13 protein-coding genes are annotated in these 13,904 nt (G+C 63.0%); 3 read left to right on the top strand and 10 right to left on the bottom strand.

Annotation, left to right across the window (positions count from 1 at the left end):
• Positions 1-15: 15 nt before the first annotated feature.
• Both ybeY and WYH_RS06040 read right to left on the bottom strand, forming a co-directional pair.
• The gene (ybeY, locus tag WYH_RS06045) at positions 16-510 is read right to left on the bottom strand and encodes an rRNA maturation RNase YbeY (protein WP_046903127.1); all 495 of its coding nucleotides are present in this window, start codon (positions 508-510) and stop codon (positions 16-18) included.
• A 311-nt stretch (positions 511-821) separates the two neighbouring features.
• Entirely contained in the window at positions 822-1,856 is a 1,035-nt protein-coding gene (locus WYH_RS06040) for a PhoH family protein (protein WP_046903126.1), read from the bottom strand.
• A 297-nt stretch (positions 1,857-2,153) separates the two neighbouring features.
• Here WYH_RS06040 and WYH_RS06035 point away from each other — a divergent pair, with 297 nt between their 5' ends.
• Positions 2,154-4,466, top strand: a complete 2,313-nt coding sequence (locus WYH_RS06035; RefSeq protein WP_156320080.1) for a plasma-membrane proton-efflux P-type ATPase — start codon at positions 2,154-2,156, stop codon at positions 4,464-4,466.
• 40 nt (positions 4,467-4,506) lie between these two features.
• Positions 4,507-5,253 (top strand): SDR family NAD(P)-dependent oxidoreductase, encoded by a 747-nt coding sequence (locus WYH_RS06030; RefSeq protein ID WP_046903125.1) that lies wholly within the window; start codon positions 4,507-4,509, stop codon positions 5,251-5,253.
• 7 nt (positions 5,254-5,260) lie between these two features.
• On the opposite strand, the gene miaB is transcribed toward WYH_RS06030, so the two are convergent.
• The 8 genes from miaB to WYH_RS05990 form a co-directional block, all read right to left on the bottom strand.
• Complete coding sequence (gene miaB, locus WYH_RS06025) at positions 5,261-6,604, bottom strand: tRNA (N6-isopentenyl adenosine(37)-C2)-methylthiotransferase MiaB (protein WP_046903124.1); 1,344 nt, start codon at positions 6,602-6,604, stop codon at positions 5,261-5,263.
• A 33-nt stretch (positions 6,605-6,637) separates the two neighbouring features.
• Positions 6,638-7,279, bottom strand: a complete 642-nt coding sequence (locus tag WYH_RS06020) for a lysophospholipid acyltransferase family protein (protein WP_053833428.1) — start codon at positions 7,277-7,279, stop codon at positions 6,638-6,640.
• A gap of 88 nt (positions 7,280-7,367) precedes the next feature.
• On the bottom strand, positions 7,368-7,790 hold the full coding sequence (locus tag WYH_RS06015; RefSeq protein ID WP_046903122.1) for a Fur family transcriptional regulator: 423 nt from the start codon (positions 7,788-7,790) through the stop codon (positions 7,368-7,370).
• A gap of 83 nt (positions 7,791-7,873) precedes the next feature.
• Positions 7,874-8,320, bottom strand: a complete 447-nt coding sequence (locus WYH_RS06010; RefSeq protein ID WP_046903121.1) for a Ros/MucR family transcriptional regulator — start codon at positions 8,318-8,320, stop codon at positions 7,874-7,876.
• A gap of 134 nt (positions 8,321-8,454) precedes the next feature.
• A complete protein-coding gene (rimI, locus tag WYH_RS06005) occupies positions 8,455-8,946 on the bottom strand; it encodes a ribosomal protein S18-alanine N-acetyltransferase (RefSeq protein ID WP_235979017.1) in 492 nt (163 codons plus the stop codon).
• Complete coding sequence (tsaB, locus tag WYH_RS06000) at positions 8,943-9,560, bottom strand: tRNA (adenosine(37)-N6)-threonylcarbamoyltransferase complex dimerization subunit type 1 TsaB (RefSeq protein ID WP_046903120.1); 618 nt, start codon at positions 9,558-9,560, stop codon at positions 8,943-8,945. The genes rimI and tsaB overlap by 4 nt, the downstream gene beginning before the upstream one ends.
• Positions 9,561-9,572: 12 nt before the next feature.
• Positions 9,573-10,166, bottom strand: a complete 594-nt coding sequence (locus tag WYH_RS05995) for a malonic semialdehyde reductase (protein ID WP_046903119.1) — start codon at positions 10,164-10,166, stop codon at positions 9,573-9,575.
• Positions 10,167-10,195: 29 nt separating this feature from the next.
• The gene (locus WYH_RS05990; protein ID WP_046903118.1) at positions 10,196-10,771 is read right to left on the bottom strand and encodes a NifU family protein; all 576 of its coding nucleotides are present in this window, start codon (positions 10,769-10,771) and stop codon (positions 10,196-10,198) included.
• Positions 10,772-10,880: 109 nt separating this feature from the next.
• On the opposite strand from WYH_RS05990, the gene WYH_RS05985 reads away from it, so the two are divergent.
• The gene (locus WYH_RS05985; RefSeq protein ID WP_046903117.1) at positions 10,881-13,841 is read left to right on the top strand and encodes a M16 family metallopeptidase; all 2,961 of its coding nucleotides are present in this window, start codon (positions 10,881-10,883) and stop codon (positions 13,839-13,841) included.
• Positions 13,842-13,904: the final 63 nt, after the last annotated feature.

Raw genomic sequence — 13,904 nt, 5'->3', positions numbered from 1 at the left:
CCCTGTCGCTTTTCCCTATTCTGTTTGCGGCTCTTCATATGGGTTGCCGATTCCCATTTGCGCAAGCGCCTTTGTTTCCATTGCCTCCATCGCATCGGCATCCGCGGCGGAAATTTCGTGATCATACCCTGCCAGATGGAGCAATCCGTGAAGCACAAGATGCGCGGCATGGTCTTGCAGGGAAACGCCTTTTTCGGCGGCTTCGCGCGCACAGGTCTGGCAGGCAAGGGCGATATCGCCCAGCAGTTCGGGCGGTCCGTCGGCCTGCAATTCCAGCAAGTCCTCCCGCTCCAGCATGGGGAAGGAGAGGACATTGGTGGGTTTGTCCCGCTGGCGCCATTCGCGGTTGAGTTCATGCACCTGCGAATCCGAGGTGAACAGCAGGCTGGCCGCCAGCCGTTCATTCCCAAGCTCCGGCGCGACCGAAATCGCGCATTGCGCCACACGTTCGGCCAGAGCTTCCCAGTCGCCCGCCGGCCACGGATCCTCAATATCGATATCGAGCTGCATCAGACGGCTCCACTCGTCGCGCATGGTGCACGGCTGGAACGCCTGGAACACTGTCCTGTGCGCGAAAAATGCGCTGCCTTCGATCCCGCGATGGGCGGGGAAAGACGGGACGGGGCGGAAGGATGACACATTCCGCCCGCATAGCGCGAGCTGTGGCCAGTAGGGAAGCCTCGACCTTGCGCCATGCCCTGCTCTCATCCCGGACCTGATCCGGGATCGCGCCATTTCTCAACTCGGCGGAAGCAAGCTGGACCCCGGATCAAGCCCGGGGTGACGAGAGCGGGCGGGGTGCCGGATCGATCCGGCAAATCTCAGCCGTCCTGCCCTTCATAGGCTTCGACGATCCGGCCAACGATCGGGTGGCGGACCACGTCGGCCGCGGTGAAGCGGGAGGTGCCGATGCCTTCCACGCCTTCCAGTCGGGCGACCGCATCGGCAAGGCCGGACTGGCCGATGCCGCCGGGTATATCCACCTGCCGGGGATCCCCGCACACCACCATGCGGCTGTTCTGGCCGAAGCGGGTGAGAAACATCTTCATCTGTTCGCGAGTGGTGTTCTGCGCTTCGTCCAGGATGACGAAGGCATCGGACAGGGTCCGTCCGCGCATGAAGGCGATGGGGGCGATTTCGATCTCCCCGCTGGCGATGCGCCGGTCCACCTGTTCGGGCGGCATGCAATCATACAGCGCATCGTAAAGCGGGCGGAGATAGGGATCGACCTTCTCCTTCATGTCGCCGGGCAGGAAGCCCAGCCGTTCGCCCGCTTCCACCGCCGGGCGGGACAGGATCAGGCGCTGCACGCTGCCAGTGATCAGCTGGCTGACCGCCTGGGCCACGGCCAGATAGGTCTTGCCCGTGCCCGCCGGGCCAAGGGCGAAGATAATGTCCCGGCTGGCGAGCTGGCGCATATATTCGGCCTGGGCCGCGCTGCGCGGGCTGATCGTCTTGCGGCGGGTGCGGATCATGATCGGCGGGCCCTTGGCCTCGCCCGTGATGATGCCGTCCAGCGTGGGTTCGTTGGACATGGCGATAAGCGATTCGATCATGCCCGAATCCAGCTCTCCGCCGGTCAGTAATTTTTCGTGCATGGCCAGCAGGACCTGCCGGGCGCGGGCAACTTCGTCCTCCGCCCCTTCGATCACCACCTTGTTGCCGCGCGCAGCGATGAACACGCCGAGCCGGTTTTCTATCTGGACCAGATTGGCGTCGAATTCGCCGAATAACGGGCCGAGCATGGCCTGTTCTTCAAACAGAACCTCCACCCTGGCGCGACGCCCTGCGTCACGACGATCTTCGGGGTGGGCGAGCACCGTATCCCCTTCTGCGCGAGATGTTTTTCGGGCCATGCGCTCCTTTCGCACTAGGATTCGAAAGATAATCCACGGATTGCGAGAGGCAAGTCATGCCGGAACATATGTCGGTGGAAAGTCGCCTGAATGCCACGGGCCGCCATCCGGCGCCTGCAAACTCCGGAACATCCCCAGATTAACGCTCGCGCGAAAATGCGCAGTCTGCCGTCCTGGAGGCCAGCAGGAGAAGGCGGATGAGCGATGCGCCATATTTGGAAACGGGGCTGACCGGGGAGGAGGCCGCCACGCGCCTCGCGCAATGGCGAGAATGTCCTCGCGGAAAAACAGACCGGCCTGCTGGCGCGGATCGCCAATTTCGCATGGGGGCCGATCCCCTGGATGATCGAAGTGGCCGCATTGCTCAGCGCCGTTCTCGGCCATTGGGAAGAACTGGCCATCATCCTCGCCATGCTGATCGTGAATGCCGGGGTAGGGTTCTGGCAGGAATACAAGGCGGATAATGCCATTGCCCTGCTGCGCCGGCGGCTTGCCCCCATGGCCCGTGTCCTGCGCGATGGCGAATGGAAGGATCTGCCCGCACGGGTGCTGGTGCCGGGCGATTTCGTCGCCTTGAAACTGGGCAGTATCGTGCCCGCCGATATCCGGTTGAGCGGCGGCGATTATCTCAGCCTCGATCAGTCGGTCCTCACCGGGGAATCGCTGCCGGTCGATCGCAAGCCGGGCGATATCGCCTATTCCGGCGCGATCGTGAAACTGGGGGAGATGACCGGCACCGTCACGGCCACCGGGATGAACACATATTTCGGCAAGACCGCGCGGCTGGTGGATACGGCGCGCAGCCGGTCGCTTTTCCAGCGGGCGGTGCTGCGGATCGGCAATTTCCTGATCCTGTGCACGATCGGGCTGGTCGCGCTGATCGGGATGGTCGCCCTGTTCCGCCAGGATCCGCTGGTCGAAACCGTTCAATTCGCGCTGATCCTGACGGTCGCCTCCATCCCGGTGGCCCTGCCGGCCGTGCTGTCCGTGACGATGGCCGTGGGGGCGGAACGGCTGGCGCGGATGAAGGCCATCGTCTCCCGCCTTGTCGCGATAGAGGAAATGGCGGGGATGGACCTGCTCTGTACCGACAAGACCGGCACGCTCACCCAGAACCGCCTCTCTCTGGGCGAATCGTGGCTGGCGGAAGGAGTGAAGGAGAGCGAGCTGGTGCAGGCAGCCGCTCTGGCCTGCCGGGCCGATGCGCCCGATGCGATTGACGAAGCGGTGCTGGACAAGGCCGATATGGCGGATCTGCAAGGCTGGAAGATAACCCATTTCCAGCCCTTCGATCCGGTGATGAAACGGGCGGAAGCGCAGGCGGAGCGGGGCGGCCGCACCATCGTCGCAACCAAGGGGGCGCCGCAGGTCATCGCCGATCTCTGCACCCTGCAGGGCGGCCAGCGCAGCGCGATGGAAGCCGAAGTAATTGCCCATGCGGACAAGGGTTTCCGCACGCTGGCGGTGGCGCGAAGGGACGGGGAGGGTGCGTGGCGCTTCCTCGGCCTGCTATCTCTGTCCGATCCCCCGCGAGAGGACAGCGCGGAAACCATTGCGGATGCGCGCGCCATGGGCCTCGATTTCAAGATGGTCACCGGCGATCACGAGGCGATAGCCCGTCATATTGCCGGCCAGCTGGGCATGGGCGGCAATATCGTGGTGGCGGACACGATCTTCGGCCGGGATGCCCCGGGCGACAGGCTGGGCGCGATCGAGGCGGCGGACGGGTTCGCGCGGGTCTTTCCCGAACACAAGTTCGAGATCGTGCGGCCCCTGCAGCAGGCCGGGCATATTGTCGGCATGACGGGCGATGGGGTGAACGATGCGCCAGCGCTGAAACAGGCCGATGTCGGCATCGCGGTGAGCGGGGCGACCGACGCGGCGGCAGCGGCGGCCGACCTGGTGCTGACCGCTCCGGGCCTTTCGGTCATCAACCGCGCGATCGAGGAAGCGCGGCAGATATTCGAACGGATGACCGGCTATGCCATTTTTCGTATCGCGGAGACGATCCGCCTGCTGCTGTTCATGACGGCCAGTATCCTGATCTTCGATTTCTATCCGGTCACGGCGGTGATGGTGGTGCTGCTGGCATTGCTGAACGACATCCCGATCATGGCCATCGCCTATGACAACGCGGCCATGGCACGCCGCCCGCTGCGCTGGGACATGCGCCGCGTGCTGGCGATTGCAGGCGCGCTGGGCGTCTATGGTGTGTTTTCCAGTTTCGGCCTGTTCTGGTTCGTGCGCGACTGGCTGCAAATGCCGCCCGAAACCGTGCAGTCCCTGGTGTTTCTCAAGCTGCTGGTGGCCGGCCACATGACAATCTATCTCACCCGGAACAAGGGCGGCGTATGGTCGCGCCCGTGGCCCAGCTGGAAACTGGTCCTGCCATGCGAAATCACGCAGATATTTGGCACGCTTGTGGTGGTCTATGGCTGGTTCATGGCGCCGGTGGGCTGGGCGATGGCCCTGGCGGTCTGGGCCTATGCGATTGCCAGTTTCGTGATTGCCAGCTTGCTGGTCGGGGGCATTTATCGCCTGATAGAACATCGCGCATTGCCGCAGGCACGGCATCTTTTGCGTGTCGAACACTGGATGGGGCACGGCTGACCGCTTATCCCCACACCGTCGCATCGAAAGGAGAGGAACAATGTCCCAGGATTTTTCCGGCAAGAATGCCATCGTGACAGGAGCCGCATCGGGCATCGGCGCGGCCATTGCGCGGGATCTGGCAGGGCGCGGCGCGCGCGTGCTGGTGGCGGATTACAATTCGCAGGGCGCAGAAGCGGTTGCCGGGGAACTGGGCGCGGGCGCGCTGGCCTATGCCGTCAATGTCGCCAAGGCGGAGGAGGTTGAAGCCATGGTGGCATTTGCCGTCCGGGAATTCGGCCGGCTGGATCTCGCCGTGAACAATGCCGGTATTTCAGGGGACCAGCAAAGCACGGGGGAGATGGCGCTGGAAAACTGGCGCAGGGTGATCGACGTCAATCTGAACGGCGTATTCTACAGTATGCGCTACCAGATTCCGGCCATGCTGGAGAATGGCGGCGGATCCATCGTCAACATGGCGTCCATCCTCGGTTCGGTCGGCTGGCGGGGCGCGGCGCATTACGTGGCGGCCAAGCACGCGGTTTGCGGGCTGACCAAGACGGCGGCGCTGGAATATTCGGCGCAGGGCATCCGCGTGAATGCGGTAGGCCCGGCCTTCATCGAAACGCCGCTGATCGAAGGGGCATTGTCGAAGAAGCAGCTGGACGGGCTGGTCGGGATGCACCCGATCGGGCGGCTCGGACAGCCGGAGGAAGTCGCCGCGCTGACCAATTTCCTGCTCAGCGATGCGGCGAGTTTCCTGACCGGCGCCTATTACCCGGTCGACGGGGCCTTTCTCGCGCAATAGCGCGGGATCAGGCCTCGGCTAGTTGCAGCAGCCGGCCCCGGATCGAATTCGGGCCGGCTTCTGCCAGCTCAACCGTCACCATGTCACCAATGGCGGCTTCGCCTTCAAAGAAAACCGATTGCAGCCAGGGCGACTTGCCCAGCCATTGGCCCGGCAACTTGCCCTTGCGCTCCACCAGAACTTCGCAGGTCTTGCCAATGCTCGCCTGGTTGAAGGCAAGCTGATCGCGGTTGAGCGATGCCTGCAGGCGTTGCAGCCTTTCATCCATCACTTCGCGCGGGATCTGGTTGTCCATGCCGGCGGCGGGCGTGCCGGGGCGGGGCGAATATTTGAAGCTGAATGCCTGCGCATAGCGGACTTCGTCCACCAGCTTCAGCGTCTCTTCGAATTCCGCATCCGTCTCGCCCGGAAAACCGACGATGAAATCGCCGCTCAGCGCAATGTCGGGGCGCACGGCGCGGAACCGTTCCAGCAGGCGCAGATAGCTTTCGGCCGTGTGCGAACGGTTCATGGCTTTCAGCACCCGGTCGGACCCGCTCTGCACCGGCAGATGCAGATAGGGCATGAGCTTGGGCTCCTCCCCATGGGCGGCGATCAGGCCTTCGGTCATGTCATTGGGATGGCTGGTGGTGTAGCGGATGCGCTTGAGATCCGGCAGTTTTGCCAGCGCTCTTGCCAATCCTTCCAGGCCGACCGGGCGGCCCGCCTCATCTTCGCCAGACCATGCGTTCACATTCTGGCCAAGCAAGGTGATCTCGCGCGCGCCGCTTTCCACCAGCTTTTCAGCTTCGCGCAGCAAATCGCTGAACGGACGGGAAATTTCTGCACCGCGCGTATAAGGGACCACGCAATAGGTGCAGAACTTGTCGCACCCTTCCTGCACTGTCAGAAACGCGCTCGGCCCCACTTTGCGCCGTGAAGGGAGCGCGGCGAACTTGGCATCCGCCGGCATGTCCGTATCAGTCGCACGCTTGCCGCTGGCCGCGCTGTCGATCATTTCCGGCAGGCGGTGATAGGCCTGCGGGCCCACGACCATGCCCACGGCCGGGGCGCGGGCCATGATCTCTTCGCCTTCTGCCTGTGCCACGCAGCCGGCAACGGCGATCATCGGCTTGCGCCCGGCCTCTTCGCCCTTCTTAACCAGCCGGCCGATATCGGAATAAACCTTCTCCGCCGCCTTTTCGCGGATATGGCAGGTGTTGAGCACCACCAGATCCGCTTCCTCGCCTTCCGGCGCGGGGGACATGCCCTTCTCGGCAAGCAATTCCGCCATGCGTTCGCCGTCATAGACATTCATCTGGCAGCCGAAGCTCTTGACCCTGTAGGTCCTGGGGGCGTCACTCTGTCGCATGGGGCCGGGCATCTACGGGATTTATGCCGGAATTTAAAGCGGCAAGGCTTTGGCCACGGCTTCCTGCGCGGCAATGGTCATCTGCTTGCGGCAATGATGCAAATCCCCTTCCAGCGGATCGAGGAAACGGATCGTCAGGCGGATCGGGCGGGTTCGGGCAAGAATGGCCCAGATATTGGCCAGGCCCGGCTCATCACCCCAGGCGATGGCTTCCGCATCTTCATAGACCAGCGCGACGGGCTGCACCGTCACCTCCATCCCGGTCGCTTCCACGGCTGCAAGCAGCGCGCTCTTGAAAGGCAGCAGCCTGGTGCCGTCCCCAGTCGTGCCTTCGGGAAATACGGTGATCCGGCGATGGGCAAGGGCGCTGCGCAATTGTTCGACCTGGCGGCCGATCGTGCCCCGCTTCTCGCGGGTGACATAGATGGTGTCGTTCTGGTCGCACAGCCATTTGAGGAAGGGGTGCCCGGCCAGCCCGCCCTTGGCGACAAAGGCACTGCGGCCAGCCCCGGCCAGGGCGAGAATGTCCAGCCAGCTCAGATGGTTGGCCAGCATCAGCAAGGTGCCCGTGCAGGGCCGCCCTTCCACCCGCACGCGCAATCCGCACAGCCAGCTGACAATGCGCAGAAATACCGGCGGGATCAGGTCGCGCCGGCCGAACAGGGTGAAAAGCAATTGAAGCGGGGCCGCGATCGCAAAGACAGATGCGATCGCGCCTATCCGCACCCAGATCAGGGCGCGGCGCCAGCCGGTGCGGCCAGCCTCAATCCTCGCGGTCGATGCGGACGCCGTACAGCTCCATACGATGATCGACGAGCCGATAGCCGAGCTTTTCGGCGATCACGCGTTGCAGCGCTTCCAGTTCGGGATCGACGAATTCCACTACCTTGCCCGTTTCAACATCGATCAAATGATCGTGATGTGCCTCGGGCGCGGCTTCGTAACGGGCGCGCCCATCGCCGAAATCATGCCGGTCGAGAATGCCGGCTTCCTCGAACAGGCGCACCGTGCGGTACACTGTTGCGATGGAAATCTTCGGATCGATGGCGGAGGCGCGCGCATGCAGCGCTTCCACATCGGGGTGATCGTCGCTCTCCGAAAGGACGCGGGCAATAACCCGGCGCTGTTCGGTAATCCGGAGGCCGCGTTCGGCACAGAGCGCTTCTAGATCGATGGATTGCTGCAAGTTTCGTCCCAATTAGATGCAAAACGCCCCGCCACTTATGGGCGGGGCGGGGCGTTTTTTCAACCTTGGCGCGAAGCCTGTCCTCAGGACGCGGTTGCGGCCTTCTTCTTCCGGCCGCGGCGCTGGCCCGGCTTGCGGCCCAGGCCGATTTCCTTCGCCAGTGTGCGGCGCTTTTCAGCATAATCGGGCGCCACCATCGGATAATCGGCCTGGAGGTTCCAGCGTGCGCGATATTCTTCCGGCGTCATGCCATGTTCCGTCATCAGGTGACGCTTGAGCATCTTCATCTTCTTGCCGTCTTCCAGGCAAACGAGATGATCGGACTTGACCGAAGCGCGGATCGATACTGCCGGTTCCGGCTTTTCTTCTTCCACGGGCTTCGCGCCGAGACCGGCAAGAGCACCATACACGTTCGTGATCAGAGTCGGGACTTCTTCAACCGGAACGCTGTTGTTGCTCACATGGGCTGCGACAATGTCCGAAGTCAGCGTAATAAGTGTTTCGGTCATGTCGTTTTCTACAGTTTCCATCGGTAATCCTTTATTCTTTGCAACCCGCTGCTCTTATTGGGCGCGTATTAATTCCCGTCGCGGCCCAGAGAGCCCTTTGCAGAATCGGTTGCGTGAGACAAGTGCCCTTAAGTGAAGTCTCGTAGAATCTTCGGCTAATCACTTGTCAGAACGGATTCGTCGATCTCTCTGGCAAAGGTAATTGCATCGACAGGATCGCCCGCGCCACGGCGATAATAGTTCTTTCGGCGACCTATTTTGTGAAAGTCCATTCGGAGATAGAGCGCTTCCGCCGGGTTCGTTTCCCGCATTTCGAGAAATAGTCTGCGGGCACCCTGCTGATACGCTTCGTATGCGAACCTGTTTATTAATCGCGTCGCAATACCCCGGTTGCGGAAATCGGGATGAACCGCGATCAGCAACAGTTCCGTTTCGTCCAACACGCTGCGCGACATGGTGAAGCCGGCCACGATTTCGCCGGGTTGGGGGGCTTCACCCCGCGAATTGGCCAGCAGATAATGCGTGCCGGGCAAGGCAAGGGCATCTTCCACCTGGCGCCGGGTCCAGGCTTCGCCAAAAGCCGGATCGAAGGCGGCCTGCATGACCGTCATGATCTTGTCGAGATCGTCCATCATCACGCTGCTCATCGTGCCGCCCCCGGCAAACGTGCATCAGGTGCGCGGCCATAGAGTGGGGCGAGATGCGGTGTCAGCAATTCTTCCGGCAACAGGGGAAAGCTGTTGGCATCGGGCAGGATGGGCAGGGCGGTTCCGCCGCCGCGCTGCGCGACCAGCGCCTCTGCCTGGCTGCCCGCGACGGTGTCATACCGGGCGAAGGCGGCTGCCGATGCGGGGGGAAGAGAGGCAAGCTTGTCTTCAGGCAGCCCCGCGGCTGAATAATTCTGCACGAACCATTCGCCATGGCCGCCGGTCATGGCCACGCTGACCGGGCCGGGTGTGCGGCTGCGTGCCATGGCGGCGATCAGGGCAAGGGTGGGATAGCCAAATATTTCCGCGCGCCATGCCAGGGCTAGCGCTCTTGCGGCGGCAAGGCCGATCCGGACGCCGGTGAAACTGCCGGGGCCAAGCGAGACGACGATCCTTTCGGCCCGCCCTTTTCCGGGCAGTTGCGAAATCATCGGCACCAGCTTTTCGGCATGGCCGCGCCCGATTGTTTCGCACGAACCGGCAAGCAATTCGCCATCCGCGAACAGGGCAGCGGAACACGCCTCCGTGGCGCTATCTATTGCGAGAGTGCGCACGCCCCGTCAAAATCAGAGAAGGCGATTGAAAACGTCGAAATCGGGCCGCGGGCTACGCGGAAACAATCCCGTCCGATCGCCATAACCGATCGAGCAGATGAAATTGCTCTTCCATTTCGGTTCGTCAGCGAAAAAGTCCTTGTCCACTGCCGCATTGTCAAAGCCGGACATCGGCCCGCAATCCAGCCCCAGAGCGCGGGCTGCCAGGATCAGATAGGCGCCCTGCAATGTGCCGTTGCGGAAGGCGGAAACCTTGCGCCCTTCCTCGTCCCCTTCGAACCAGCTTTTCGCGTCCGTATGCGGGAACAACCAGGGCAGTTGTTCGTGAAAATCCTCGTCCATGGCCACGATCACGCAGACCGGCGCGGTCAGGATCTTGTGCCGGTTGCCCTCTGCGGCATGGGCCGCCAGCCGTTCACGCGATTCCTGCGATTTGCACCAGACGAGCCGCGCGGGAAGCTGGTTGGCCGAAGTCGGGCCCATCTTGGCCAGTTCCCAGATTTCATGAATCTGCGCATCGCTGACTTCGCGGTCCTGCCATTCATTGACGGTGCGGGCTTCGCGAAAGATCTGGTCCAGCGCTTCGGCGCCAAGGGGGTCGGACATGGAACTTTCTCCGGCAGAGAGATGGGCCGTCAGGCGGCGCGGACTTCGCTCACTTCGGGGACATAGTGCTTCAGCAGGCCTTCAATCCCGTGCTTCAGCGTGGCGGTGGAACTGGGGCAGCCGGAACAGGCGCCCTGCATTGTCAGATAGACGACCCCGTCGCGGAAACCGCGATAGCGGATATCGCCGCCATCGCCGGCCACTGCGGGGCGCACACGGGTTTCGATCAGATCCTTGATCTGGGCCACGATCTCGGCATCGGCCGGATCGTCTCCCATATTCTCATCCTCGGCCGGGACGGCAATGCCGCTGGCGTCGCCCCCGGTGAAGAGCGGCGCCTGGCTGACGAAATGATCGAGCAATATGGCCACGACCTGCGGTTTCAGCGCGCTCCAGTCCACGCCGGGCGCGGCGGTGACGGAAACGAAATCGCTGCCGAAGAAAACGCCGGTCACTTCGCCCGTATCGAACAGGGCCTGAGCCAGCGGGGAAACGTCCGCTTCTTCCGGCGAAGCGAAGTCGCGCGTGCCCGAAGGCATGACTTGCTGGCCGGGCAGGAATTTGAGCGTGGCCGGATTGGGCGTCGTTTCGGTCTCTATGAACATAGGCGCGATGTAGGGGGGGTGAAGCCGTGCGGCAAGGTCGGGGAACCCGATAGATGGATCGGGGCTTATTCACTGTCCCTTCATAACCACAGCCTTTATTGCCACGCCCATGACCTTTGCCCTGCGCGCCCTGCGCATTTTCGCGCCTGCCCTCCTGCTTTCGCCGCTGCCTGCCATCGCGCAGGATGCAGCTGCGCCGCAAGTCGCCCCCTCGCAAATCGCCCCGGCGCAGATCCCGGCCTATGCGCAGCCTGACGATCCATGGATCTATCGCGGCACGGATATTCCGGTCGATCGGGAATGGCTGTTCGGCGAAATGCCCAATGGCGTGCGTTATGCGGTACGCGACAATGGCGTGCCGCCGGGGCAGGTTTCGATCCGCGTTCGTATCGATGCCGGGTCGCTGCACGAAACGGATGAGGAGCGCGGCTTTGCCCATCTGATCGAGCATCTGACCTTCCGCGAATCCACATATCTTGGCGATGCGGAGGCGATTCCGCATTTCCAGCGGCTGGGCGCCACGCTGGGCAGCGATACGAATGCGATCACCAGCCCGACCCAGACAGTTTTCAAGCTGGACCTGCCCAATGCCCGGCCGGCGACGCTGGAAGAAAGCATGCGCCTGCTTTCCGGCATGGTGCGCGAACCCGTGCTGAGCCAGAAGAATGTCGATACCGAAGTGCCGATCGTCCTGGCCGAACGGCGCGAACGCGGCGGCCCGGATGCGCGGATTGCCGATGCATCGCGCGAATTGTTCTTCGCTGGCCAGCCATTGGCGGAGCGCGGCCCCATCGGCCTTGCCAATACGCTGGAAGATGCGCGGGCCGATGCGGTCAAGGCGTTTCATCAGCGCTGGTACCGCCCGGAAAACGCCGTGATTGTTGTCGTGGGCGATGCTGACCCGCAGCAATTGGCGGTTCTGGTGGAACGCTATTTCGGGGATTGGGAAGTGCCGGGCGATCCGGCCCTGCAGCCCGATTTTGGCGAACCGCATCCGCAGATGGATGTGAACCCGGATAATCCCGTGGGGATGGCCCGCGTGATGGTCGAACCCGGCCAGCCGCGCGGTTTCACCTATGGCGTGCTGCGTCCGTGGCATCAGGTGACGGATAATCTGGAATATAATCGCGGCCTGCTGATCGATGCGATTGCCGAGGCGGTGATCAACCGGCGGCTGGAATCGCGCGCCCGGTCCGGCGGCAATTTCCTGTATGCCGCGATCGAACAGCAGAAGACGAGCCGTTCGGCGGATCTGACCTATGTTTCCTTCGCGCCGCTGAGCGATGACTGGAAATCTGCGCTCAGCGATGTCCGTTCCGTCATTGCCCGGGCGCTGGCGGAGCCGCCGACCCAGGCAGAAATAGACCGCGAAATGGCCGAATTCGACGTGGTCTTCGCCAATCAGGTGGAGCAGGAACGCATCCAGGCCGGTTCGCAACTGGCGGACGATATCGTGAATGCGGTGGATATTCGCGAAGCAGTGGCCGCGCCCGACACCGTGCTGAACCTGTTCCGCGACATGAAGCACCGCTTCACACCGGAAGCCGTGCATGAACATACGCGGGCCCTGTTCCGGGGCAAGGTGATCCGCGCCATGTATCTGACGCCGGAAGAAGGCGAGGCGACGCCCGATCAATTGCGCCAGGCCCTGCTGGCGCCGGTCGAAATCTCCACTTCGGCCCGTGCCGATGCGGAGGCGATATCCTTTGCCGAACTGCCCGAAATCGGCACCCCGGCACAGCCCCTCTCGCGCGAGCCGCTGGGCATTTTCGATGTCGAGAAGCTGACTTTCGCCAATGGCGTGCGCGCCCTGTTGTGGAACACGGATAATGAACCCGGGCGGGCAACCGTTCGCGTGCGTTTCGGCCGGGGCTGGCAGGATATTGCCGATGACGAGGCGGCCTATGCCGCGCTGGGCCAGATGGCGCTGGTCAGTTCGGGCCTCGGGCCGCTCGGCCAGGAAGAGCTCGACCAGATCGCCACCGGGCGCAAGCTGGGGTTCAATTTCCGGATAGAGCAGGGGACTTTTGAATTCGAAGGCATGACCCGCGCGGAAGACGTGGCCGATCAGCTCTATCTCTTCGCCGCCAAGCTGGAGATGCCCCGCTGGGACGTATCGCCGGTGGCGCGGGCAAAGGCCGCTGCCCTGCTATCCTATGACAGCTATCGCGGCAGCCCCAATGCCGTGCTGGCGCGCGATCTGGATTGGCTGCTGCATGATCGCGATCCGCGCTATCGCACGCCGACGCCTGAACAATTGCAGGCCGCAACGCCGGAAGGTTTCCGTGAAGTCTGGTCCCGCCTGCTGAAGCAGGGGCCCATCGAAGTGGATATTTTCGGCGATTTCGACCGGGAGGCCGCAATTGCTGCCTTGTCCCGCACATTCGGCGCCATGCCACCGCGTGAGGTCGCAGGGCCGGCCGTATTGCAGGTTACGGATAAATTTCCCGAAGCCAATGACCAGCCGCTCATCCTCACCCATGAAGGCGAGGCGGATCAGGCGGCCGCGGTGATCGCGTGGCCGACGGGGGGCGGATCGGAAGGTCTGCCGCAGAGCCGCAAGCTGCAATTGCTGGCGGAAATCTTCAATAATCGCCTGATGGATGCAATGCGCGAACGGGCCGGGGCCAGCTATTCCCCGGTCGTGAATTCGCAATGGCCGCTGGATGTGGACAATGGCGGGCGGATCGTGGCGCTGGCCCAATTGTCGCCCATGCAGGTCAATGCCTTTTTCGATGCGGCGGATGACATCGCGCAGGATCTGGCCGAAACCGGCCCGACGGAAGACGAGATCGCCCGTGTGACGGAACCCATGCGGCAATTGCTCTATCGCCTGCAGACCGGCCACACTTTCTGGCTCAACCAGCTGGAAGGGGCGAGCTTCGATTCCAACCGGCTGGCCTATCTGCCGAGCCTTGTCAGCGATCTGACGCGGATCACGCCGCAGGAAGTGCAGGCTCTGGCCGCGCGCTATCTGGGCGGTCATGGCGGGTGGCGCATGGCGGTGATGCCGGAAATGGCGGTGGCCGAAACGGCCGGAAAACAGGCCGCCATTGGCGGCGGACGCTGATCCCGGGCGATCCCCGCAGGGGTGGCCCCAAAGCGATAACCGATGTAACATTTGCGCCTTGCC

The sequence above is a fragment of the Croceibacterium atlanticum genome (genome assembly GCF_001008165.2).
In the GTDB taxonomy this organism is placed as follows: domain Bacteria; phylum Pseudomonadota; class Alphaproteobacteria; order Sphingomonadales; family Sphingomonadaceae; genus Croceibacterium_C; species Croceibacterium_C atlanticum.
Note: the sequence above shows the minus strand (reverse complement) of the source record. Positions and strands in the feature narration are given on the sequence as shown.

What these genes read in the sequence shown, in the direction of transcription:
- ybeY (WP_046903127.1), bottom strand. Translation starts at nt 510, where the DNA reads ATGCAGCTCGATATCGATATTGAGGATCCGTGGCCGGCGGGCGACTGG.
- WYH_RS06040 (WP_046903126.1), bottom strand. Translation starts at nt 1,856, where the DNA reads ATGGCCCGAAAAACATCTCGCGCAGAAGGGGATACGGTGCTCGCCCAC.
- WYH_RS06030 (WP_046903125.1), top strand. Translation starts at nt 4,507, where the DNA reads ATGTCCCAGGATTTTTCCGGCAAGAATGCCATCGTGACAGGAGCCGCA.
- miaB (WP_046903124.1), bottom strand. Translation starts at nt 6,604, where the DNA reads ATGCGACAGAGTGACGCCCCCAGGACCTACAGGGTCAAGAGCTTCGGC.
- WYH_RS06010 (WP_046903121.1), bottom strand. Translation starts at nt 8,320, where the DNA reads ATGGAAACTGTAGAAAACGACATGACCGAAACACTTATTACGCTGACT.
- rimI (WP_235979017.1), bottom strand. Translation starts at nt 8,946, where the DNA reads ATGAGCAGCGTGATGATGGACGATCTCGACAAGATCATGACGGTCATG.
- WYH_RS05995 (WP_046903119.1), bottom strand. Translation starts at nt 10,166, where the DNA reads ATGTCCGACCCCCTTGGCGCCGAAGCGCTGGACCAGATCTTTCGCGAA.
- WYH_RS05990 (WP_046903118.1), bottom strand. Translation starts at nt 10,771, where the DNA reads ATGTTCATAGAGACCGAAACGACGCCCAATCCGGCCACGCTCAAATTC.
- WYH_RS05985 (WP_046903117.1), top strand. Translation starts at nt 10,881, where the DNA reads ATGACCTTTGCCCTGCGCGCCCTGCGCATTTTCGCGCCTGCCCTCCTG.